Annotated in this window: 20 protein-coding genes and 1 pseudogene; 6 read left to right on the forward strand and 15 right to left on the reverse strand. The window is 44.6% G+C overall.

Annotated elements, in window-relative coordinates:
• Positions 1 to 80 precede the first annotated feature (80 nt).
• Entirely contained in the window at positions 81 to 1,517 is a 1,437-nt protein-coding gene (gene nhaC / locus ACED45_RS02840) for a Na+/H+ antiporter NhaC (protein WP_017063453.1), read from the reverse strand.
• Between the two features lie 500 nt (positions 1,518 to 2,017).
• Between nhaC and asd the strand changes: the two genes are divergently transcribed.
• Both asd and ACED45_RS02850 read left to right on the forward strand, forming a co-directional pair.
• Positions 2,018 to 3,136 carry an aspartate-semialdehyde dehydrogenase gene (gene asd / locus ACED45_RS02845; RefSeq protein WP_017629874.1) on the forward strand — a complete coding sequence of 373 codons (1,119 nt, stop codon included), beginning with the start codon at positions 2,018 to 2,020 and terminating at the stop codon, positions 3,134 to 3,136.
• 120 nt (positions 3,137 to 3,256) lie between these two features.
• Positions 3,257 to 3,778: a prepilin-type N-terminal cleavage/methylation domain-containing protein gene (locus tag ACED45_RS02850; protein ID WP_371713278.1), complete on the forward strand. Its 522-nt coding sequence runs from the start codon at positions 3,257 to 3,259 to the stop codon at positions 3,776 to 3,778.
• 47 nt (positions 3,779 to 3,825) lie between these two features.
• On the opposite strand, the gene ACED45_RS02855 is transcribed toward ACED45_RS02850, so the two are convergent.
• Together ACED45_RS02855 and ACED45_RS02860 are read right to left on the reverse strand one after the other, a co-directional pair.
• Positions 3,826 to 4,671 (reverse strand): ion transporter, encoded by an 846-nt coding sequence (locus ACED45_RS02855; protein WP_327784273.1) that lies wholly within the window; start codon positions 4,669 to 4,671, stop codon positions 3,826 to 3,828.
• A gap of 149 nt (positions 4,672 to 4,820) precedes the next feature.
• Positions 4,821 to 5,459, reverse strand: a complete 639-nt coding sequence (locus ACED45_RS02860) for a YchE family NAAT transporter (RefSeq protein WP_004734056.1) — start codon at positions 5,457 to 5,459, stop codon at positions 4,821 to 4,823.
• 638 nt (positions 5,460 to 6,097) lie between these two features.
• Between ACED45_RS02860 and adhE the strand changes: the two genes are divergently transcribed.
• Positions 6,098 to 8,803: a bifunctional acetaldehyde-CoA/alcohol dehydrogenase gene (gene adhE, locus ACED45_RS02865; RefSeq protein ID WP_123304746.1), complete on the forward strand. Its 2,706-nt coding sequence runs from the start codon at positions 6,098 to 6,100 to the stop codon at positions 8,801 to 8,803.
• Positions 8,804 to 8,990: 187 nt separating this feature from the next.
• Here the strand turns inward: adhE and ACED45_RS02870 are convergent, their stop codons facing one another.
• The 3 genes from ACED45_RS02870 to sodB form a co-directional block, all read right to left on the reverse strand.
• Positions 8,991 to 9,674: an SDR family oxidoreductase gene (locus ACED45_RS02870; protein ID WP_146492258.1), complete on the reverse strand. Its 684-nt coding sequence runs from the start codon at positions 9,672 to 9,674 to the stop codon at positions 8,991 to 8,993.
• Between the two features lie 277 nt (positions 9,675 to 9,951).
• The gene (locus ACED45_RS02875) at positions 9,952 to 10,473 is read right to left on the reverse strand and encodes a VC2046/SO_2500 family protein (RefSeq protein WP_371713279.1); all 522 of its coding nucleotides are present in this window, start codon (positions 10,471 to 10,473) and stop codon (positions 9,952 to 9,954) included.
• Between the two features lie 247 nt (positions 10,474 to 10,720).
• Positions 10,721 to 11,305 carry a superoxide dismutase [Fe] gene (gene sodB / locus ACED45_RS02880; protein ID WP_004734050.1) on the reverse strand — a complete coding sequence of 195 codons (585 nt, stop codon included), beginning with the start codon at positions 11,303 to 11,305 and terminating at the stop codon, positions 10,721 to 10,723.
• Positions 11,306 to 11,574: 269 nt separating this feature from the next.
• Here sodB and ACED45_RS02885 point away from each other — a divergent pair, with 269 nt between their 5' ends.
• Together ACED45_RS02885 and ACED45_RS02890 are read left to right on the forward strand one after the other, a co-directional pair.
• Complete coding sequence (locus ACED45_RS02885; protein WP_017076187.1) at positions 11,575 to 11,913, forward strand: Grx4 family monothiol glutaredoxin; 339 nt, start codon at positions 11,575 to 11,577, stop codon at positions 11,911 to 11,913.
• A 97-nt stretch (positions 11,914 to 12,010) separates the two neighbouring features.
• The gene (locus ACED45_RS02890; RefSeq protein WP_017079304.1) at positions 12,011 to 12,640 is read left to right on the forward strand and encodes a DsbA family protein; all 630 of its coding nucleotides are present in this window, start codon (positions 12,011 to 12,013) and stop codon (positions 12,638 to 12,640) included.
• Positions 12,641 to 12,883: 243 nt separating this feature from the next.
• Here the strand turns inward: ACED45_RS02890 and ACED45_RS02895 are convergent, their stop codons facing one another.
• Positions 12,884 to 14,209, reverse strand: a complete 1,326-nt coding sequence (locus ACED45_RS02895; RefSeq protein WP_371713280.1) for a Na+/H+ antiporter family protein — start codon at positions 14,207 to 14,209, stop codon at positions 12,884 to 12,886.
• A 64-nt stretch (positions 14,210 to 14,273) separates the two neighbouring features.
• Positions 14,274 to 14,918, reverse strand: a complete 645-nt coding sequence (gene rnt, locus ACED45_RS02900) for a ribonuclease T (protein WP_017061178.1) — start codon at positions 14,916 to 14,918, stop codon at positions 14,274 to 14,276.
• Positions 14,919 to 15,106: 188 nt separating this feature from the next.
• Here rnt and motY point away from each other — a divergent pair, with 188 nt between their 5' ends.
• Entirely contained in the window at positions 15,107 to 15,988 is an 882-nt protein-coding gene (gene motY, locus ACED45_RS02905; protein WP_004734048.1) for a flagellar protein MotY, read from the forward strand.
• A 101-nt stretch (positions 15,989 to 16,089) separates the two neighbouring features.
• Here motY and ACED45_RS02910 read toward each other — a convergent pair whose 3' ends face one another.
• From ACED45_RS02910 to ACED45_RS02940, 7 genes and pseudogenes are all read right to left on the reverse strand, one after another.
• Entirely contained in the window at positions 16,090 to 16,524 is a 435-nt protein-coding gene (locus ACED45_RS02910; protein ID WP_004734047.1) for a DUF2753 domain-containing protein, read from the reverse strand.
• Between the two features lie 201 nt (positions 16,525 to 16,725).
• The gene (gene gloA, locus ACED45_RS02915; RefSeq protein WP_004734046.1) at positions 16,726 to 17,142 is read right to left on the reverse strand and encodes a lactoylglutathione lyase; all 417 of its coding nucleotides are present in this window, start codon (positions 17,140 to 17,142) and stop codon (positions 16,726 to 16,728) included.
• Between the two features lie 126 nt (positions 17,143 to 17,268).
• The gene (nth, locus tag ACED45_RS02920; protein WP_108194240.1) at positions 17,269 to 17,904 is read right to left on the reverse strand and encodes an endonuclease III; all 636 of its coding nucleotides are present in this window, start codon (positions 17,902 to 17,904) and stop codon (positions 17,269 to 17,271) included.
• Positions 17,905 to 18,110: 206 nt separating this feature from the next.
• The gene (locus tag ACED45_RS02925) at positions 18,111 to 18,803 is read right to left on the reverse strand and encodes an electron transport complex subunit E (protein ID WP_285953195.1); all 693 of its coding nucleotides are present in this window, start codon (positions 18,801 to 18,803) and stop codon (positions 18,111 to 18,113) included.
• A complete protein-coding gene (gene rsxG, locus ACED45_RS02930) occupies positions 18,803 to 19,432 on the reverse strand; it encodes an electron transport complex subunit RsxG (protein WP_063524257.1) in 630 nt (209 codons plus the stop codon). Before rsxG ends, ACED45_RS02925 begins: the two co-directional genes overlap by 1 nt.
• Positions 19,433 to 19,445: 13 nt before the next feature.
• Positions 19,446 to 20,492, reverse strand: a complete 1,047-nt coding sequence (gene rsxD / locus ACED45_RS02935; protein ID WP_285953196.1) for an electron transport complex subunit RsxD — start codon at positions 20,490 to 20,492, stop codon at positions 19,446 to 19,448.
• A pseudogene (locus ACED45_RS02940) lies at positions 20,492 to 21,303 on the reverse strand (electron transport complex subunit RsxC); the annotation flags it as partial. The gene rsxD and the pseudogene ACED45_RS02940, both read right to left, overlap by 1 nt.

Consider the following 21,303-nt stretch of genomic DNA (forward strand, 5'->3'; position numbering starts at 1 on the left):
AAAAAGAGCGCCCTAGGGCGCTCTTTTTGCATTTAACCATTAACGTTTTGAGTTACGTTCGAAAGCGTTAGCTCCTGAACTTAAGCTTGTTGCTTGCTTAACTCTGTTGCTTCTTCAGCTTCAAACGCTGGTGCTGTTGGTTCACACTTATCAACGAACCAACCCATGTAAGATGTCACGATAGTCACGATGATACAGATGAAGCTTAACCACATGAACGGTGCGTAAGACAGCGTCGCAACACCAAGAATACTCGCCATGTAGATACCGTTATCACTCCACGGAACCATACCCGACGTTAACGTGCCACCAAACTCAGCATTACGCGATAGGTTCTTACGCTTGTAGCCTAAACGGTCGTAGTTTTTCGCACAGATTTTTGGTGTAAGGATTAACGATACGTACATTGCAGAACCGAACACGTTACCCATGAAAGCCGTACCAATTGTGCTAGTCGCTAGTGAACCTGCGCTGTTTACGCGGCGCTCAAACACCTTAGCGATTGTCTCTAGTACGCCCACTTTATCCAGTAAGCCACCAAAACCTAGACCAAATACGATAACCGCAACTGAACCCAGCATTGAAGACATGCCGCCACGGTTAAGAATCGAATCAATAAACTCTACGCCAGATGAGATTGAGAACGGTGCCCAAGCCGTGTTGAATGCCGTTAGGAAGTCGATATCTTGGATCATGACCGCCCAGATAATACCCAGCAGAGAACCGAAGCTGATTACCGGGAATGAAGGCATACGGAAAGCCAACAGACCAAGCACGATAAGTACCGGAACGAATGAGTAAGGCGTGATGTAGAACTGAACTTCCATTGCTTTGATTACAGAGTCTACTTGGCTCATGTCCACGTTACCCGCATAGTGGAAACCAAACGCAGTAAACATGATGCCTGTAATCACGTAGCTGATTAATGCAACTGGAAGCATGCCCTTGATGTGTTCAACTACTTCAACACCAGACATTGAAGAAGCCAGAATCACTGAATCAGAAAGCGGAGACATCTTGTCACCGAAGTAACAACCTGACAGCACTGCACCTGCAGTAATCGGTGCTGGAACACCTAGGCCTTGGCCGATACCCATCATCGCGATACCTGCTGTACCCGCAGCGCCCCAAGAAGTACCGGTCGCCAATGCGGTTAGAGAACAGATAATCATGGTCGCTAAAAGGAAGATAGAAGGGTGGATAGCTTTCAGACCATAGTAAATGATAGTAGGTACGATCCCGCCTGAGATCCAAGTACCAACAAGAGCGCCAACGGCTAAAAGTATTAAAACCGCGCCTAAGCCATTGGATATTCCTTTGAGTGCTGCTTTTTCTAAGTCTTTGTATTGGTGTCCAAGACGAATACCAAGAACCATGATAATGAACCAGCCAATATACAAGGCAAGTTGAATTGGAAGGTCAAGCTTTGCAGTAAAGGAAAAAGCAAGGGATAGAAATAGTCCTAACGCGATGAATACCTGTAATAGGTTCGGTAGGCGAGTTTTACTCTGCTTCATAAAAGCCTCTTGTAATTTCGAGCATTTATAGTGCTTCGTTATAGTGTGTGGTGCAGAACGGACACTACAGTAATTAGTTTATTATATCGAAAAAATACGCCCAAGTTGTGATATTTGACTATTAACCCAATCAATTGTGGTTCCATAATCTAAAATATTGTTAAATTCATGATTGTTACATGTTGAAATCTGTCGCACGTTGTTTTCGTTTTGTAAAATAAAACTCTGATTAACCTTGGTTTGAAAGAGGGATTTACTGTTTGTGATGAGCGTCGACTCAAGCGGTTTTGGCGTTGTAAATGTTTGAATTTGTCGATAATGAGCGCTTAATCAATGAGGTGGAGATGGAATGCCGATACAGAGATAACTGCACGATTCATTACGTTCACTTAAAAGAAACGAAAAAGTTACACTTTTTGACAAAAAGCACTTGAGTTCTGTTTCTGAAAAACTTATAGATGGGGGAGAGCAATTTTTAATTTATACATGGAGAGTGAGCGATGAGAGTAGGTCTAGTTGGTTGGCGTGGTATGGTTGGTTCTGTACTGATGCAACGTATGGTTGAAGAGAAAGACTTCGACTTGATTGAGCCTGTTTATTACAGCACATCTCAGATTGGTATTCCTGCCCCTGTTCTAGGCGGCAAAGATGCGGGTCTACTTCAAGACGCTTTTGATATTGATAGCCTAAAACAGCTTGATGCTGTGATTACCTGCCAAGGTGGCGATTACACATCAAAAGTATACCCAGCGCTGCGTCAAGCTGGTTGGAAAGGTTACTGGATTGATGCGGCTTCTACCTTACGTATGGATGCTGATTCAATCATCACTCTTGATCCTGTTAACTTGGCTCAAATCCAGCAAGGCATTCACAGCGGCACCAACACTTTCGTTGGCGGTAACTGTACTGTGAGCTTGATGCTTATGGCACTAGGCGGCCTATATGAAAAAGGCATGGTCGAGTGGATGAGTGCGATGACTTACCAAGCGGCATCGGGTGCTGGCGCTAAGAATATGCGTGAGCTGATCTCACAAATGGGTGTGATCAACGACAGCGTAAGCTCTGAGTTAGCAAATCCTTCAAGCTCGATTCTTGATATTGATAAGAAGGTTGCGGATACGATTCGTTCATCTTCATTCCCAACAGACCAATTTGGTGCTCCTCTTGCTGGCTCATTGATTCCTTGGATCGATGTGAAGCGTGAAAACGGCCAAAGCAAGGAAGAATGGAAAGCGGGCGTTGAAGCGAACAAGATTCTTGGCCTAGATGGTCAGCCAATCCCTATCGATGGTACTTGTGTACGTATCGGTGCAATGCGTTGCCACGCTCAAGCACTAACGATCAAGCTTAAGCAAGACGTTCCAATGGATGAGATTGAAGAGATCATCGCGACACACAATGATTGGGTTAAAGTGATTCCTAATGACCGCGACATCACAGCACAGGAGCTAACACCAGCGAAAGTAACAGGCACTATGTCTGTACCAGTCGGTCGTCTGCGTAAGATGTCGATGGGTAACGACTTCCTAAACGCATTCACTGTTGGTGACCAACTGCTTTGGGGTGCTGCAGAACCACTACGTCGTACTTTACGCATTATCTTAGCTGAGAAAGCGTAACTGCCTCATTTTTGAGAATAATTAACGAAGAAGCGCCTTAGGGCGCTTTTTTTGTTTCTGATGACAGAAGCCTGACTTTAAAACCTTACCTTTCGTGCGTCTTAAAGTTGGAGCTAGAAAATGAAAGCAAACCTTAAAGGTTTTACTCTTATCGAGTTGATTGTTGTTATCGTCATTATTGGTGTTTTAGCGGTTGTTGCAGCACCTAGGTTTTTAAACATACAACATGATGCTAGGGCTTCGGTTATGGAAGGGTTAGGGGCATCAGTCCATACCGCAGCGGATTTAGCATTCGAAAAAGCAGCTGTGGCAGGAATGGAAGACCAAGAACGTTACCTCGTACCAAACTACGGAAGCGTACAGTTTGGCTACCCTGCTGTTGAAAAAGGGGGAATGGAAAACTTTTTGGCGATTGATTCTGGGTACCATGATTTAACGAAAGAGTGGACTTGGGCTGCACATAATAATGGGTCTGTTGGCGACCCTGATTTGTGGCTGATTACCCGATCGGAATATTTGTCGGACGTTCTTCCCAATGACTTCAATACCGCTATCGAGAAGACCCAATGCTATGTGAAATACACGGCTGCGATGGAAGCAAATGATGACTACCAAGTGGAAGTTTTCACAGATGGCTGTTAGATAGTTAAGAAAACCAAAAAAGAGCTCTTAGGAGCTCTTTTTTGGTTTTATTCGGTCTTGTCGGTGACGACACGCTTGTCTGGATCTGCCAATTCGCTTGCACAGTGTTTGCAATACATGGCGTCAGAATCATGACCCGCTCGGTTGCAGTTAGGACACTTAACCAACTCTTTGTGTGAGTTCATTTCATTACTGAGTTCTGCAGTAATAATCCCTGTCGGCACCGCCAAAATTGAGTAACCCAATAGCATGGTCAGTGATGCTATGGCTTTGCCAAGCGCGGTCTGCGGCACCATGTCACCATATCCCACTGTCGTGATGGTCACGATTGCCCAATAGATGCTGTGAGGAATACTAGTGAAGCCATTTTCTGGTCCTTCAATAACAAAGATCAGAGCACCAAAGATAACGACTAAGATCCCAACGGTGCTGAAGAAGATCAGTATCTTTCGTCTTGCCATTAACAGTGAGCGCAACAGAATATTGGAATCTTGCAGGTAGCGAACCAGTTTTAGGATTCGGAAGATACGCATCACACGAAGCAGCCTCACCACACCCATAAACGAAGCGCCAGGGAAGATGATCGCTAAGTAGGTTGGAAGAATCGCTAATAGGTCAACGACACCATAAAAGCTAGTAGCGTAAGATTTTGGCTTTGGAGAGCAATAAAGCCTCAACAAATACTCAAGAGTGAAGAGTGCAGTAAAGGTGTATTCGATATAACGCAACTGTTGTGACCATTCGCTCATTACATTAGGAATGGACTCTAAGATTAGAACTAACAGCGAAGCCAAGATTGCAACGATCAGAGAGATATCAAATGCACGTCCGGCAGGCGTGTGAGTACCAAAGATAATGACGTACAAATGATGCTTGAGTGGCTTGCGTGACATAAGGAGAGATTCATCTTCTGTTAAATGCATTAACAGTCATTATACTAGCTTCATAATAACGAGGCGAGTGAAAGCCCAATTGCTTTACTCGCCTCATCTATATTTCAATATTGTTGCCCTTTATAGAGCAACCGAAATGCCGTTAAACGTTATGCCAAACCTGGGAACAAATTACGTAAGCCATTGGCGATGAATTCGATGCCTAGCGCACCAAGGATCAAACCCATGATACGAGTGATCACGTTGATACCCGTTTGACCTAGGAAACGAACGATAACTGGTGCTGAACGGAACAAAAGCCAAGAGCATGTTGCGAATGCGATGATGCTAATGCCGATTCCTACCGTATCAATAGCAGCAGGGTAGCGAGACCCGTAAACAATGGTCGAGCTGATTGCACCCGGACCTGCCATTAGCGGCATAGCAAGTGGAACAACACCGATTTGCTCTTTGCTGATGTATTCAGATTTTTCTTGTTTGTTCTGCTTATCTTCACCGAGCTTACCGCTCATCATCGAAAATGCGATGCTCAGTAATAGTAAACCACCTGCAACACGAAATGAGTCCAGCGAGATACTAAACATATCAAGCAGCATTTGCCCCGCAACAAGAGAGACAATGAGGATCACGGCAACAGCAATGTTTGCTTGTAAGGCTGTCCTGTTCCTCTCTTCTGGCGGCATATGAGCAGTAAGAGAAACAAAAACAGGCATGATGCCGATTGGGTTTACGGCAGCAACAAGCCCAAGGAAGAATTGCATAAAAATTGCGAGTTCTAAGCCTTGCATGAGAGCGTTCTCCAGTTAGCGTACTTAAGGTTGAAGGTTTGATCTGTGAATAGTCTAGGCGCGTAATGTAAGGGACAAACTCAATTTACACGAATGAAAAAAACTAACTTGAAATGGGTGTTTTTTTGTAGAAAAACTAATTGAATCTCACTTTTGTATCTTCCTTGTTGCAAGCTTGCTGCTGTTGTTTGATTTTGTAATTTTTTATTGAGTAACTGTTAACTGTCGCACGGATTTAATAAAAATTATGTCAGAATCTAGCCCGTGCAACGGTATGGATATACTCTCAGTAGCACGAATATAGCTGTATACATGTAATTTAACGGACTAAAAATGAAACTTTTTTACAGTTTATGACGCAATGTAGAAAAAAGCCGTCTGTTTGCTTGTTTTTTGTGCTAACGGAAAGTGTGATTTTAATCTATTTAAATCAGTATCTTAAGTTCATTTTTGCGATTGCCTTACTACTTTTTGGTTAATTCTTTTGGGGTAACTGATCTGGGTCAATTTTTTTCATACAGTGAAATAATATACTCAGTCCTGAAAGCAATTTACTAAGAACGTTGTTGTTTGAGGTTAAAAGCAAGCAGCGAAATTAATAAAAAGTTTTTAATATTTATTATTTTAGGAGATCCACCATGCCTGTAACTAACTTAGCGGAACTTGATGCTCTAGTAGCTCGCGTTAAAGCAGCACAAGAAGAGTTTGCAACATTCTCTCAAGAGAAAGTAGACGCAATCTTCCGTGCAGCTTCTCTTGCTGCTAACCACGCTCGTATTCCACTAGCACAACAAGCAGTTGCTGAATCTGGAATGGGTATTGTTGAAGATAAGGTTATCAAAAACCACTTTGCATCTGAATTTATCTACAACAAATACAAAGACGAAAAAACATGTGGCATCTTAGAAGAAGATGACAACCTAGGCACAATGACTATCGCTGAGCCTGTAGGTATCATTTGTGGTATCGTTCCAACAACGAACCCAACTTCTACAGCAATCTTCAAATCTCTAATCTCTCTTAAAACACGTAACGGCATCATCTTCTCGCCACACCCACGTGCAAAGAACTCAACTAACGACGCAGCGAAACTAGTTCTAGACGCAGCTGTTGCAGCGGGTGCTCCAAAAGACATCATCGGTTGGATCGACCAACCATCTGTAGAGCTTTCTAACGCGCTTATGAAGCACGACGGTATCGCACTTATCCTTGCTACTGGTGGTCCAGGCATGGTTAAAGCAGCGTACTCTTCTGGTAAGCCTGCTATCGGTGTTGGTGCTGGTAACGTTCCAGTAGTTATCGATGAAACAGCTGACATCAAACGTGCTGTAGCTTCTATCCTTATGTCTAAAACATTCGATAACGGCGTTGTATGTGCTTCTGAGCAAGCAGCTATTGTAGTTAGCGAAGTCTATGACGAAGTAAAAGAGCGTTTCGCTTCTCACAAAGCTCACGTTCTATCTAAAGCTGACGCTGATAAAGTACGCAAAGTACTGCTTATCGACGGCAACCTAAACGCTAAAATCGTAGGTCAGCCTGCTCCAGCAATCGCTGAAATGGCTGGTGTTAAAGTTCCTGCTGATACAAAAGTACTTGTAGGTGAAGGTCTTGGTAAAGTTTCTTACGATGACGAATTCGCTCACGAGAAACTATCTCCAACTCTAGGTCTATTCCGTGCGGACGACTTCGAAGATGCTGTTGCTCAAGCGGTAACTATGGTTGAAATCGGTGGTATTGGTCATACATCTGGTCTTTACACTAACCAAGATACTAACGCAGACCGCATCCGTTACTTCGGTGACAAGATGAAGACTGCTCGTATTCTAATCAACATCCCTACTACTCACGGTGGTATCGGTGACCTGTACAACTTCAACGTTGCACCTTCTCTAACTCTAGGTTGTGGTTCATGGGGTGGTAACTCTATCTCTGAGAACGTAGGTCCTAAGCACCTTATCAACAAGAAAACTGTAGCGAAGCGAGCTGAAAACATGTTGTGGCACAAACTACCTAAGTCTATCTACTTCCGTCGTGGTAGCCTTCCAATCGCAATGAGCGACCTAGAAGGTAAGAAACGCGCATTCCTAGTAACTGACCGTTTCCTATTCAACAACGGTTACGCTGATGACGTAGTTAGCCTGCTTAAAGCACAAGGCATCGAAGTTCAAACTTTCTTCGACGTAGAAGCGGATCCAACGCTATCTGTTGTTGAGAAAGGCGCTGAAGCAATGAAGAGCTTCCAACCTGACGTAATCCTTGCTCTAGGTGGCGGTTCTCCAATGGATGCTGCTAAGATCATGTGGGTTATGTACGAGCACCCAGAAACTCACTTTGAAGAACTAGCAATGCGCTTTATGGATATCCGTAAACGTATCTACAAGTTCCCTAAAATGGGTCAAAAAGCTGAGCTAGTATGTATTACTACTACTTCAGGTACGGGTTCAGAGGTTACTCCATTCGCTGTTGTTACAGACGACAAGACTGGTGCTAAATACCCACTAGCTGACTACGAAATCACGCCAAACATGGCTATCGTTGATGCGAACCTTGTAATGAACATGCCTAAGTCTCTAACAGCGTTCGGTGGTTACGATGCAGTAACTCACGCTCTTGAAGCTTACGTATCTGTTCTAGCGAACGAATACTCAGACGGTCAAGCTCTTCAAGCACTTAAGATGCTTAAAGAATACCTACCATCAAGCTACAAAAATGGTGCGGCTGACCCAATCGCTCGTGAGAAAGTACACAACGCAGCAACTATCGCTGGTGTAGCATTTGCGAACGCATTCCTAGGTGTGTGTCACTCAATGGCTCACAAAATTGGTGCTGAGTTCCACCTACCACACGGTCTTGCTAACGCACTACTTATCTCAAACGTTGTACGTTACAACGCGAACGATAACCCAACTAAGCAGACTGCATTCTCTCAGTACGACCGCCCACAAGCACGCCGTCGTTACGCTGAAGTTGCTGACCACCTAGGCCTAAGCCAAGCTGGTGACCGTACTGCTCAGAAGATTGAACGTCTACTGACTTGGTTAGAAGAGCTTAAGAAAGACCTAGACATCCCACTATCTATCCAAGCTGCGGGTGTTAACGAGTCTGACTTCATCGCTAAACTAGACGAGCTAGCTGTTGAAGCGTTCGATGACCAGTGTACAGGTGCTAACCCACGTTACCCTCTAATCACTGAGCTAAAAGAAGTTCTAACAACTTCTTACTTCGGCCAACCATACGTTGAAGGCGAAACTTTCGAAGGTACTACAGTTATTCTTAAGAAAGCAGACCAAAAGCCAGCTGAAGCGAAAGCGCCAAAAGCTAAAAAAGAAAAAGCTAACGCATAATAAGTAAGCATTAGTTTGAGATAAGTTTTCGCTAGCACGATACTTATCTATCGGGAAAAGATGAAGGCCCCAGTCGAGAGACTGGGGCTTTTTTTATGTTTGCTGGCTAGTCTGAGGACTTTGGAAGGCTAAAGTGATCGACTTAATGATAAATGAATTGCGCGCATTTACTTGAAGTAGGGGGGGACTAAACCTCAGCAGCCACAACTCGCCCACTAAAGTAATCATTAGAGACAATATATTCTGTTGTTCTGGTTAGTTCATCCTGCAGTTGCGCCCAATGGCATCGGTTGAGTTTACCGTCAGAGTTATGAACCGCGGGCACAACACCACCGACTCGAATACCAAATGGAGTCAGTTCTTTCGCCCAGCTATGGGTAAAGCCGGTAATCATGGAGTTTGCGCTCTCTAAGCCTGACACATCATGGAAGTCATCGTGAGATATCACATTTACAATCACGCCTTCTTTATCTTCTTCTCGTAGCCTCTCTGCACTGATTTGTCCAAATGCGAAAAGGGTCGATGCCTTAGATGAGAGGTCATTAATAAAGGTACTGACAGGCTGATCACCAATTAGGCTAGGCATAGGGGAGCTGATCCAGTTATTGACCAGTACATCCGGTGTGGTATTGAAGGTCGATTGAATAAAATCAAACACGCTGAGAATCGCTTGGCTGTCATTTCCTTTGAGCGTGTAATGGTAAACAGAGTCGGAGAACCGAGTACATTGCGAATAAGTTGCTTGAAGTGCTTCCGTGTCTTTATCGCAAAGGATGACTGTGGCTCCAAGGTTAACAAAGTGGTTCGCAATCGTTCCTCCCAGTCGCGAGCCGGCAGATGTCACCAATATGATTGAGCTTTTTATTTCCATCCCAGTACCTAAACAAGTTGTCCATGTCGGATAAGGATGGGTTAAATTTCATACGATGGGTGTGAATTGGTTCAAACTAAGCTGTACCCATTAATAAGTTTTTATGAACTTAGTGGCAAGTCACATTTTGCAGTAACTTCAAGCGGTAACCAACATCTGGTGTTTGTAGGTTGCCTAAGGCTGGTGGTTCATATCACTCGTGTGAATGCTTTAAGGACGTGAGTTAATCGAAGAATAGCGGTGGATAGACAGCGAAAAAGGGAAAGCTAGGTGACCGCTATACTTGAGCTTGAATTTGATACTGACGTTGCGCGGTAGTTAGATCATTGTAGAGCGTGGCATGTGGCAAATCAGGTGAATCCTTGCTTGCTAGTTTGCGTCGGTCATGACCAGAAAGATTTTGATAAACCTCTTCGGGTAAGTCGCCCGTATCTTCAGGCATGAAGGCAAGCGCTTCAGGCTTTAAGTAATGGCTGAGCTTGGCGCTGGCAAGGCTGGCTTGATGAAAATGATTAGATTGTTGAGCTGAAATTTCATACGACGACTGGTTTGAACGCAGTTGTTGAGGTTCTGCTACGCCGAATTGTTTACGGAGGCGATCTTCATTGGTCTCTGTGATTTCATTGGTCTCTGTGATTTCAATGGTGTCAATCGGCGTGCAATCACGAACATCATTAGAAAACATAGATAACAGCAACGCGAAATCTGCACGGCGACCTTGCTCAACCGCTTGGCTGATCCCGATGCCGAACTTCAGTTCGTTGATGATTCCTGCTTTGTCTAAAGTATGTATTTGCATGTCGCCTCTCATTGGATACACCTTTAACGGCATGGAGTCGGCAAACTTTAGTGTTTAATGACAGGCAAATAGAGAATTTATACAGCGGGGGGAAGAACGCTATCAATAGGTCGAGAAGTAATCTCTATCGGCAAGTTGATTACGAAATGTCGAGATTTTGTGGAATACGACAGATACAAAAAAGCTCACGCCGAAGCATGAGCTTTCAATAGATAACTCGCTATAAATAGCGCAGCGTAAGTAATAATTACTTAGCTAGGTTCTCTTCTACGAAAGACCAGTTTACTAGGTTCCAGAATGCAGCCATGTAGTCAGGGCGAACATTGCGGAAATCGATGTAGTAAGCGTGTTCCCATAGGTCAACAGTTAGAAGTGGAGTAACACCTTCTTCTGTTAGAGGAGTAGCAGCGTTAGAAGTGTTAACGATGTCTAGAGAACCGTCAGCTTTCTTAACTAACCAAGTCCAAGAAGAACCGAAGTTGTTGATTGCTGAATCAGTGAACTTCGCTTTGAATTCTTCGAAAGAACCGAATGCAGCGTTGATAGCTTCTGCAACAGCGCCAGTTGGTTCGCCGCCTGCTTTAGGAGCAAGACAGTGCCAGTAGAACGTGTGGTTCCAGATTTGAGCAGCGTTATTGAAAACACCACCAGTAGAAGTCTTAACGATCTCTTCTAGTGTTTTGCCTTCAAACTCAGTACCTGGGATAAGACCGTTTAGCTTCACAACGTAAGTGTTGTGGTGCTTACCGTGGTGGAAATCTAGCGTTTCTGCTGAGATGTGTGGTTCTAGCGCGTCTTTCGCGTAAGGAAGAGCCGGTAGTTCAAATGCCATTGCTCAATTCTCCATTGATATGAAAGAGTTAACTCTTTCGATTGCTTCCAGTGATATTATTATTCATGGCTCGCTATACTGCCAACCATGGTCAATTTGCTGACTTGCGATATAGTTTAGCAAGTTTTTACTTTATTAAAAGCTTATTTCATCACTTTTGTGTGAATTGTTAGCTTAGCTTGTTAACCGCTTTTTTTATATGGTTTTTATTCTTTTGGTTTGGGGTAGAATAAAGGCAATAAAAGCCGTAATCCATTAACGAGGAAGCAATGGAAACTATCGATAAAATCAAACAGCAAATTGAAGAAAACACTATTCTACTGTACATGAAAGGTTCTCCTAAGCTACCTAGCTGTGGTTTCTCTTCTCAAGCGTCTCAAGCTCTAATGGCATGTGGCGAAAAATTTGCTTACGTAGATATCCTACAAAACCCTGATATCCGTGCAGAGCTTCCTGCTTACGCACAATGGCCAACTTTCCCACAACTTTGGGTTGACGGTGAGCTGATCGGTGGTTGTGACATCATTCTTGAGATGTTCCAAAAAGGCGAACTTCAGCCAATCGTTAAAGAAGCGGCTGCTAAAGTAGCTGGCGACGACGCTGAGTAAGCTTTAAGCCTTTGCGCTTAAATATTGAATGGAAGGGGCCCTTAATGAGGCTCCTTTTTTGTTTGAATGGTTTGAAAGACTCGATAAGGAATGAACAATGGACGTAAAACTTCATTATGTGCATGACCCAATGTGCAGTTGGTGCTGGGGTTATAAGCCAACATTAGAACTCTTAAAACAGCAGCTACCTGCGAGTATTGAGTTTAACTACGTAGTCGGTGGTTTGGCCCCTGATTCTGAAGATCCAATGTCAGAAGAGATGAAAGGTAAGCTGCAAGCTATCTGGAAGCAGATTGAAGCTAAGTTGGGTACTGAGTTCAACCACGAATTCTGGACTGAATGCCAACCAGTTCGCAGCACTTACCCTGCTTGTCGTGCCGTGATCGCTGCTGGTTTTCAAGACCATTACGAAGCGATGCTTGAAGCAATTCAACACGCTTACTACCTTCGTGCGATGTTGCCACACAGTCAAGAAACGCATTTGCAGTTAGCTGAAGAGCTAGGGATGAATGTACAACAGTTTGAAAATGATCTTTCTAGTAAGTTATTGGAAAGCGAATTAGATGACCAGTTAGGCTTTAAAGAAGCGATCGGTGTGCATTCTTACCCGACGTTAATGCTTGAAGTAAATGGTATTTTTACGGCAGTAGAACTGGATTACCATTCAACGGAAGCGACGCTTAAGTCTATTCGCGAAGTATTGGTGAATAACGCTCCCGCGGCATAATTCTGCGAGAGTTGTCTGTATTAACGTAAATTATGTCCAAGGCTTACTCATCAGAGTAAGCTTTTTTTGTTTGGCGTCGCTGGTTCATTGAGAGTGAGGGGGAAGGAAGAGTGGAATGAATCCCAGGAACAAAAAAGACCGCACAAGGCAGTCTTTATAATGTCTTTCTTTAGCTTACAGCTTACAGCTTACAGCTTACTACTTACGGTTTATTGCGTATTGATTCTTAGCTAAAGAACCCAATTACAGAACCATAGCCGCAACCCAACCGAATACGATCAGTGGGATGTTGTAGTGTAAGAATGTCGGTACAACGGTTTCCCAAACGTGCTCATGCTGTCCATCAGCATTAAGACCCGATGTTGGACCTAATGTTGAGTCAGAAGCAGGAGAGCCCGCATCACCTAGCGCTGCAGCTGTACCTACTAAAGCGATCGTTGCCATTGGTGAGAAACCAAATGCTGCCGCTAGAGGAACGTAGATAGTCGCAAGAATTGGAATCGTAGAGAACGAAGAGCCGATACCCATTGTTACCAATAGGCCAACGATTAGCATAAGCAGTGCCGCTAGAGGTTTGTTGTCACCAATGCTGGTTGAAAGTGCTTCAACCAGAGATTCAACGCCACCTGTTTGCTTCATAACTGCCGCAAAACCTGCCGCTGCGATCATGATGAAACCGATCATTGCCATCATGTGAACGCCTTTAGTGAAGACATCGTGTGTCTCTTTCCAAGCGATTACACCACCGAAGGTGAATACCATGAAACCAGCCAAAGCACCGATGATCATAGAACCTGTCGACAGTTGAACCGTTAGTGCAGCAACAATACCAGCAGCAGCCACTAGGATGTGCTTCTTGTTGATCTCTTTCACTTCGGTTGAAACAACAGTATGAGACGTTTCTTTGTATTGACGTGGCTTACGGTAAGTAAAGAATACTGCCGTAAGAAGACCAAAGATCATGCCTGCAGCCGGTAACAACATTGCCATTGGCACTTGGCTTGCTACTACGTTTTCAAGACCGTTGTCGTGAAGGTTTTTAAGCAGAATGTTGTTTAGGAATATGCCACCAAAACCGATAGGTAGAACCATATACGGAGTAATCAGACCAAAAGTAAGTACACACGCAACCAGACGACGGTCTAGGTTCATTTTTGCGAATACGCCTAATAGAGGTGGGATTAAAATTGGGATGAAGGCGATATGTACAGGAATCACGTTTTGCGAAGACATGGTCACTAAGATCAAAGACGCAAGGATGCCGTATTTTAGACCATTAGATGCCGCACTGTTCTCTTTGCCGTGAATACGTTTAATCACGCTTTGAGCAAGGAGATCTGTGATACCAGAACGAGAGATAGCAACAGCAAAGGTACCAAGCATTGCGTAGCTAAGTGCGATAGTTGCACCACCGCCTAATCCACTTTCGAAAGCTGCTACAGCATCGTTCACACTCATACCAGAGGCTACGCCACCGATAATTGCGCTGAACGTGAGAGCCACGACAACGTTTACGCGCATCAAAGCTAAAACAAGCATGATGCAAACTGAAATTACAACAGGATTCATATTATTCTCGGGATGTTGTGTTTTTATGAAGGCAATACGAGTGAACGTTTACCGACTCTATTTTTTATTCTTCGTCAACAAGAGGCCAACCACCAAGGGCTTTCCATTTGTTTACGATGCCGCAAAATAACTCTGTGGTTTTTTGCGTATCATACAAAGCAGAGTGTGCTTCTTTGTTGTCAAATTCCATCCCCGCAGTGCGGCAAGCTTTAGCCAAAACGGTTTGACCGTAGGCAAGACCACTAAGAGCTGCTGTGTCAAAAGTTGCAAATGGATGGAAAGGGACGCGTTTAAGCTTACAACGCTCACTTGCTGCATTAACGAAGTTTAAATCGAACGTAGCATTGTGAGCGACCATGATTGCGCGACTGCAATCAGAAGCTTTTTGTTCTTTTCTCACTAGCTTGTAGATTTCTTTAAGGGCTTCTTGTTCCGACACAGCACCACGTAATGGGCTAAATGGGTCTTTAATTCCGTTAAAGTCTAATGCTGCCTGCTCTATATTTGCGCCTTCAAAAGGCTCAATGTGAAAATGAAGCGTTGATGCAGGGTGCAGATCTCCGTTCTCATCCATTTTTAACGTAATGGCACAGATTTCTAATAATGCATCGGTTTCAGCGTTAAACCCTGCGGTTTCCACGTCGATGACCACTGGAAAATAGCCACGAAAGCGTTTTTTTAGGGTCAGAGCTTCGTTTTCTACAGTCATGTTAGCCCAAATAAGTGTGATTAAGGCTGCATTATTGCAGATAATAGCAGTGATAAAAACTAGGGAAGGGCAATAAATCATAAATTACCTAATCCATTGCGGCTTGATAATTGCATATTTAAACGTGAGAGAAAAATGCGGCAATTGGCTGCATTGTTAAACGAATTGCTTAAGAGATACTCCACTTTATGAAGAAACAACTCATAACAGGTTCAATGCTATTTTCGCTACTTATGTCGTCACCAGTAATGGCACAAGAAAAGCGTTACGGAGCATCTCCTCAACAGTCAACGTGGGAGATGGTGGCCAACACGCCACTCGAATGCCGCTTGGTTCACCCTATCCCAAATTTTGGTGATGCTGAGTTCTCATCTCGCGCGAGTAAAAAAATCATTTTGGACTTTGAGCTTAAAATGCGTCGCCCAATGGGTGCTACGCGTAATGTCAGCTTGATTTCGATGCCGCCACCTTGGCGTCCGGGTGAAAGTGCTGATCGCATGACAACCATTAAGTTCTTCCAACAATTTGATGGCTACGTTGGCGGTCAAACGGCGTGGGGAATCTTGAGTGAGTTGGAGAAAGGGCGCTACCCGACATTCAGTTACCAAGAGTGGCAGAGCCGCGACCAGCGAATCGAAGTGTCGCTGTCGTCGGTGTTATTCCAAGAAAAATACAATGTGTTCAGTGACTGTGTTGCTAACCTGCTGCCTTACAGCTTTGAAGATATCTCTTTCACTATTTTGCACTATGACCGTAACAGTGATCAGCTGAACAAGTCGTCGCGTAAAAGGTTGAGCCAGATTGCTGATTATGTTCGCTACAACCAAGATATTGATCTTGTGCTGGTGGCAACGTACACCGATTCTGTCGACAGCAAAGGCATTAGCCAAAACCTTTCAGAGCGCAGAGCTGAGTCGTTAAGAGAGTACTTTAAGTCTCTCGGTTTGCCAGAAGACCGTATTCAAGTACAAGGCTATGGTAAGCGTCGTCCAATTGCCGACAACAACTCGCCGATTGGTAAAGACAAGAACCGACGCGTTGTTATCTCATTGGGTAGAACGCAGGTTTAGCGCCAATAAAATCTAAAGCTCAAATTAAAAAGCCCGTCGTCATGACGGGCTTTTTAATTTGAATCAATGAACTAAACGTTGCGTCTGCGAAAGGAGCTTTCCTAGTTAAGACGGAAACGAGCAATCATTTCACAGTTGGTCGCGGTATCGATCTTTTCTACCATAGAAGCAATTTTAGGATTGGGATGGCGTTTCATGAAATCGATCAGCGCTTTCTTACAGCAACCAATAGAATCGATAAAGCTGGAACATTGAGTGTTAGGGCACTGCGGGATCAGTGTCAGCACTTTTTCTGAAGCCAATTGAAGATACTTGAGCTCGTATTCGGTATCACCAGCCCATCGCCAGAATTGCGCGAGATTGTGACAAGAGATCACCGAGATCAGTAGGCGTTCGTCAGCCTGAATATCGGTACGCTCAGTGATTTCTTCGCTCAAGTTCAATGCTTGCTGATAGTGAAGAATACTTCGTACAGGATCGTCGAGCTGCAATGCAGTATCGGCAAGTAACGTGTGTTTTTCCCATTCGCTAATCATTGTATTACCTCACTAATCAATAGGTAGTTAATTTAAATGATAATCATTATCATGTAAAGTTTCATTGGTGAGATTGTTAATAATAATTGGTGAAGGGTATTGTTCATACGTGGAAACATAAAAAAGAAGCGAGCACAGTGCTCGCTTATTTTTTTCATTTCATCAGGCGTTCAAGCCCAACTTCGTATAGAGGTTGAGGAATTAACCTTCTAGACCTGCGCTTGCTTGTTTGTTCTGAATCAGCTCAATCATGTAGCCATCAGGATCTTTAACGAATGCAATGTGTGTAGAGCCGCCTTTAACAGGGCCAGCTTCACGCGTTACGTTACCGCCTGCTGCTTTAATTGCATCACACGTTGTGTAGATGTCATCAACACCGATAGCAACGTGACCAAAAGCTGAGCCAAGGTCATATTCAGTCGTGCCCCAGTTGTAAGTCAGCTCAATCACAGCACCTTGAGATTCGTCACCAAAGCCAACGAAAGCCAGCGTGTATTCGTACTCTTTGTTTTCGTTCTTACGTAATAGCTGCATGCCCATTACATTGGTATAGAACTCGATAGACTTGTCTAGATCACCCACGCGTAGCATGGTGTGTAAAATACGACCGTTTGACATGATTTGCTCCTAGCTTTAATTATGTATACGTTTTTGTAATTCTGTTTTATGCCGCTAGATAAACGCGGCGCTTTTTAGCCAATAGGCCTGTTAGCTTCTTTCGCTTAGGGCTAACAGCTTGTGAGCCTAGACGTCCGTTTTCTCTTTGAACTCACAGAGATCTTCAATGATACAGCTGCCACAGCGTGGTTTACGTGCGACACAGGTGTAACGTCCATGAAGAATGAGCCAATGGTGGACATCCAGTTTGAATTCTTTTGGGATAACTTTAAGTAGTTTTGCTTCGACATCGTCGACGGTTTTACCCATCGCTAGCTTAGTGCGGTTTGATACACGATAGATGTGAGTATCAACGGCAATGGTTGGCCAACCGAATGCGGTATTTAACACTACGTTTGCTGTTTTACGACCGACACCTGGAAGGGCTTCTAATGCAGCGCGATCTTCCGGTACTTCACCTTTGTGTAGGTCAAGCAGCATACGACACGTTTTGATGGTGTTTTCTGCTTTCGAATTAAACAGACCGATGGTCTTGATGTACTCTTTTAGGCCATCGACACCTAGGTCGAAAATAGCCTGTGGAGTATTAGCCACAGGGTAAAGCTTATCAGTGGCTTTGTTGACGCTGACATCGGTTGCCTGCGCAGATAAGAGCACGGCGATCAGCAACTCGAAAGGGCTGTTCCAGTTAAGCTCAGTTTCTGGCTTTGGATTGTTTTCTCTTAAACGCTCAAGTATTTCTACTCGTTTTACATTGTTCATAGCGACATTACTTTCAAATAGTTAGGGCTTGAGTTCCGGCGAAGTTCTTTCAAACTTACTCGTTTTAAAATAACAAGTTCCGCAATGGTTCAGGCTTTATCATCGGTTACGCGCTCTTATGAGCGTCATTATTATGTGTGCTTGGTCAATCTATTTACCTGCTGAGCGGTTGAGCTACTCAGCAGGGTTTAAGCTACTGTAACTTATTAAGCATTGGTAACGCGAGCGCGTTCAATGACTGGTTTTTCTTGTTTAGGCTGTCTAGATTTTGCTTGGTTGTCGATGATGTTTTTCAACGCAATCAAGAAACCAACACCAATAAAGGCACCCGGTGGAAGTAGAGCCAGCAAGAAGCTGTTATCAAATTGGAAAATTTCGATTCTTAAGGCTGACGCCCAATCACCGAGTAGCAGATCTGCGCCATCAAATAGGGTGCCATTACCAATGATTTCACGCATTGCGCCCAGTACCACCAATACAGATGTCATACCAAGGCCCATCCAGAAGCCATCTTGAGCCGCTGGTAATACTTCATTTTTAGAAGCGAAGGCTTCTGCTCGACCAATGATGATACAGTTGGTTACGATCAGCGGGATGAATATACCGAGAGATAGGTACAGACCATACGCGTAAGCATTCATCAGCAGTTGAACACACGTAACCAGTGATGCAATGATCATCACGAACACCGGAATACGTACCTCTTTTGGTACGTGGTTACGAACTAGAGAAACCGCGACGTTGGAACCGACTAATACAAGTAGAGTCGCAATACCGAGCCCAAGTGCGTTGGTTACCGTTGAAGAGACAGCCAATAGAGGACATAACCCAAGCAGTTGTACTAGGGCAGGGTTGTTGGCCCACATGCCATTTTTGATTAATGTTTTATGATCACTCATTATTCACCACCACAATTTAGAGGTTGAGCAAGCAATGCTTGGTTGTTTTGGTTGACGTATTGGACCGCTTGTTTGACAGATTTCACTACCGCTCTAGGGGTAATGGTAGCGCCAGTAAATTGGTCGAAGTCACCACCGTCTTTACGAACCTTCCAACGGTCAAGATTAGAGTCCGTTACTTGTTTACCAGCAAACGAAAGAATCCAATCACTCACACGTAGATCAATCTTATCACCCAAGCCTGGAGTTTCTTGGTGAGAAAGTACACGAGTGCCCAAAATGGTACCGTCGATTTTCATACCGACGATCACCTTAATCGCACCGTTATAACCGTCTGGTGCAATTGCCTCGATAGCAATCGCGCTTGGCTCACCATTGATTTTGGCGATGTAAGCTGGCATCGCTTTCTCTGTACCAAGCTCTTCTGCTTGAACCAATGTACAAGACGAAAACAGTTCATTGTCGTGAAGATCGTGTGGGATCACTTGGTTAAGTACCGAGAGCAGTTGAGCTTGTTCTTGCTGTTTGATCTGATCTTTTGTTAGGTAGTGGGTTACCGCTACTAAACCTGTCGATGCACAGGCAAAAATCGCGAGCACAAGGCCGTTTTTCTTAATTGCATTTAGCATGATGTCCGCTCCTTTAGTGGCCGTATGTACGAGGCTTGGTGTAGTAGTCAATCAGTGGTACACACATATTGGCTAACAATACAGCAAACGCAACGCCATCAGGGAAGCCACCCCAACTGCGGATAATAAACACTAACGCGCCAATTAGCGCACCAAACACCAAGCGACCTTTAACTGTCGTTGAAGCCGAAACTGGGTCGGTTGCAATAAAGAATGCACCAAGCATAGTCGCACCAGACAGAAGGTGAATGGTTGGAGAAGCGGTTTCACCAGGAGTGAGCACTAAGAACACTAAGCTAAACAGAGTCAGACTGCCGATGAAAGCCACTGGGATATACCACTGAATAACACGCTGCTTAATCAGCACTAAACCGCCGATTAAGTAAGCAAGGTTCACCCATTCCCAGCCTACGCCAGCTAACCAACTGAATTGCGGTTGAGATAGTGCTTCCGAAGCAGTGTTGCCTGCCGTTAATGCCGTTTTGAATGCATCAAGTGGCGTCGCCATTGTGGTGCCATCAATACCAAGGCGTGCTTGTTGCAGAGATAAACCTTCGTTATTGAAGCCCGTGAATATCATCAAGAATGAGTCAATAAAACTTGTCGCTTCTGCTGTTAAGCTCGTGGGTGCATTCCAACTCGTCATCTGAACTGGGAATGAAATCAGCAAAACAACGTAAGCCACCATCGCAGGGTTAAATGGGTTCTGTCCTAGTCCGCCGTATAAGTGTTTCGCGATAATAATCGCGAAGAACATACCTATCACTAGAATCCACCACGGTGAGTGCGGAGGAATAGCGACACTGAGTAGCCAAGCGGTCACAACCGCACTGTAATCACGCAGCGCCATCACTGGCGGACGTTTTCTCAACAGCATTACGGCTGCTTCAAAGGTAACAGCAAGTGCGATAGCAAATACTAACTGGATGAGCGTACCCCATCCAAAGAAGTAGGTTTGAGCTAGTAGACCTGGCAATGCACAAATAGCCACCCATTTCATGAGATCTGGGGTGCTTCTACGATTGTGTGCGTGCGGTGAGCTGGCGATAAAGAAGGCCACTACTCTTTCTCCTCATTGTTCTTTTTATCTTGCTCTTGCTGCGCTTTTCTTGCTTTAGCACGAGCAATTGCGGCAGCAATGGCTGCTTTCTTAGGGTCGGCGGGTTCTGATTGAGCCTCAGCTTCAACCACAGTCTCTTTTTCAACTAAAGGTTCAGCCACAGGTTCGGGAGCGACTTCTTGAGCTTCGACCTGCTTAGCTTGCTGTGCTTTCTTCGCTTTAGCGCGTGCGATAGCGGCAGCAACAGCAGCTTTCTTAGGATCGACAGCTTCTGGTTGAGTTTCAGCTACCACTTCGAGTACTGGCTTAGGAGTTTCTACTGTCTCAGCCTGTTTCGCTTGCTGCGCCTTCTTCGCTTTGGCACGAGCGATAGCTGCAGCAACGGCGTCTTTCTTAGCGTCGCCAGAGCTTTCAACCGGAGTTTCACTTTCTGTTTGAGTAACGGCTTCAGCTTGTTGCGCTTTCTTCGCTTTAGCGCGAGCGATAGTGGCAGCAACTGCATCTTTCTTGGCATCGCCAGTACTTTCAGCCGGAGCATCAGAAGCTGACTCCGCTTGTTGAGCTTTCCTGGCTTTAGCGCGAGCAATGGCCGCAGCAACTGCGTCTTTCTTAGCATCGCCAGAGCTTTCAGCTGGAGCGTCAACAGCCGATTCAGCTTGTTGAGCTTTCTTCGCTTTGGCGCGCGCAATAGCGGCAGCGACCGCATCTTTCTTGGCATCGCCAGAGCTTTCAACCGGAGCGTCAGCAGCAGATTCCGCTTGTTGAGCTTTCTTCGCTTTGGCGCGCGCAATAGCGGCAGCGACCGCATCTT

It is taken from the genome of Vibrio crassostreae, assembly GCF_041439375.1.
GTDB classification, from domain to species: Bacteria; Pseudomonadota; Gammaproteobacteria; order Enterobacterales; family Vibrionaceae; genus Vibrio; species Vibrio crassostreae_D.

Excerpts from the sequence above, each read along its gene's own strand:
- nhaC (WP_017063453.1), bottom strand. The coding sequence starts at position 1,517 with ATGAAGCAGAGTAAAACTCGCCTACCGAACCTATTACAGGTATTCATC.
- asd (WP_017629874.1), top strand. The coding sequence starts at position 2,018 with ATGAGAGTAGGTCTAGTTGGTTGGCGTGGTATGGTTGGTTCTGTACTG.
- ACED45_RS02850 (WP_371713278.1), top strand. The coding sequence starts at position 3,257 with ATGAAAGCAAACCTTAAAGGTTTTACTCTTATCGAGTTGATTGTTGTT.
- ACED45_RS02855 (WP_327784273.1), bottom strand. The coding sequence starts at position 4,671 with ATGTCACGCAAGCCACTCAAGCATCATTTGTACGTCATTATCTTTGGT.
- ACED45_RS02860 (WP_004734056.1), bottom strand. The coding sequence starts at position 5,459 with ATGCAAGGCTTAGAACTCGCAATTTTTATGCAATTCTTCCTTGGGCTT.
- adhE (WP_123304746.1), top strand. The coding sequence starts at position 6,098 with ATGCCTGTAACTAACTTAGCGGAACTTGATGCTCTAGTAGCTCGCGTT.
- ACED45_RS02870 (WP_146492258.1), bottom strand. The coding sequence starts at position 9,674 with ATGGAAATAAAAAGCTCAATCATATTGGTGACATCTGCCGGCTCGCGA.
- ACED45_RS02875 (WP_371713279.1), bottom strand. The coding sequence starts at position 10,473 with ATGCAAATACATACTTTAGACAAAGCAGGAATCATCAACGAACTGAAG.
- sodB (WP_004734050.1), bottom strand. The coding sequence starts at position 11,305 with ATGGCATTTGAACTACCGGCTCTTCCTTACGCGAAAGACGCGCTAGAA.
- ACED45_RS02885 (WP_017076187.1), top strand. The coding sequence starts at position 11,575 with ATGGAAACTATCGATAAAATCAAACAGCAAATTGAAGAAAACACTATT.
- ACED45_RS02890 (WP_017079304.1), top strand. The coding sequence starts at position 12,011 with ATGGACGTAAAACTTCATTATGTGCATGACCCAATGTGCAGTTGGTGC.
- ACED45_RS02895 (WP_371713280.1), bottom strand. The coding sequence starts at position 14,209 with ATGAATCCTGTTGTAATTTCAGTTTGCATCATGCTTGTTTTAGCTTTG.
- rnt (WP_017061178.1), bottom strand. The coding sequence starts at position 14,918 with ATGACTGTAGAAAACGAAGCTCTGACCCTAAAAAAACGCTTTCGTGGC.
- motY (WP_004734048.1), top strand. The coding sequence starts at position 15,107 with ATGAAGAAACAACTCATAACAGGTTCAATGCTATTTTCGCTACTTATG.
- ACED45_RS02910 (WP_004734047.1), bottom strand. The coding sequence starts at position 16,524 with ATGATTAGCGAATGGGAAAAACACACGTTACTTGCCGATACTGCATTG.
- gloA (WP_004734046.1), bottom strand. The coding sequence starts at position 17,142 with ATGTCAAACGGTCGTATTTTACACACCATGCTACGCGTGGGTGATCTA.
- nth (WP_108194240.1), bottom strand. The coding sequence starts at position 17,904 with ATGAACAATGTAAAACGAGTAGAAATACTTGAGCGTTTAAGAGAAAAC.
- ACED45_RS02925 (WP_285953195.1), bottom strand. The coding sequence starts at position 18,803 with ATGAGTGATCATAAAACATTAATCAAAAATGGCATGTGGGCCAACAAC.
- rsxG (WP_063524257.1), bottom strand. The coding sequence starts at position 19,432 with ATGCTAAATGCAATTAAGAAAAACGGCCTTGTGCTCGCGATTTTTGCC.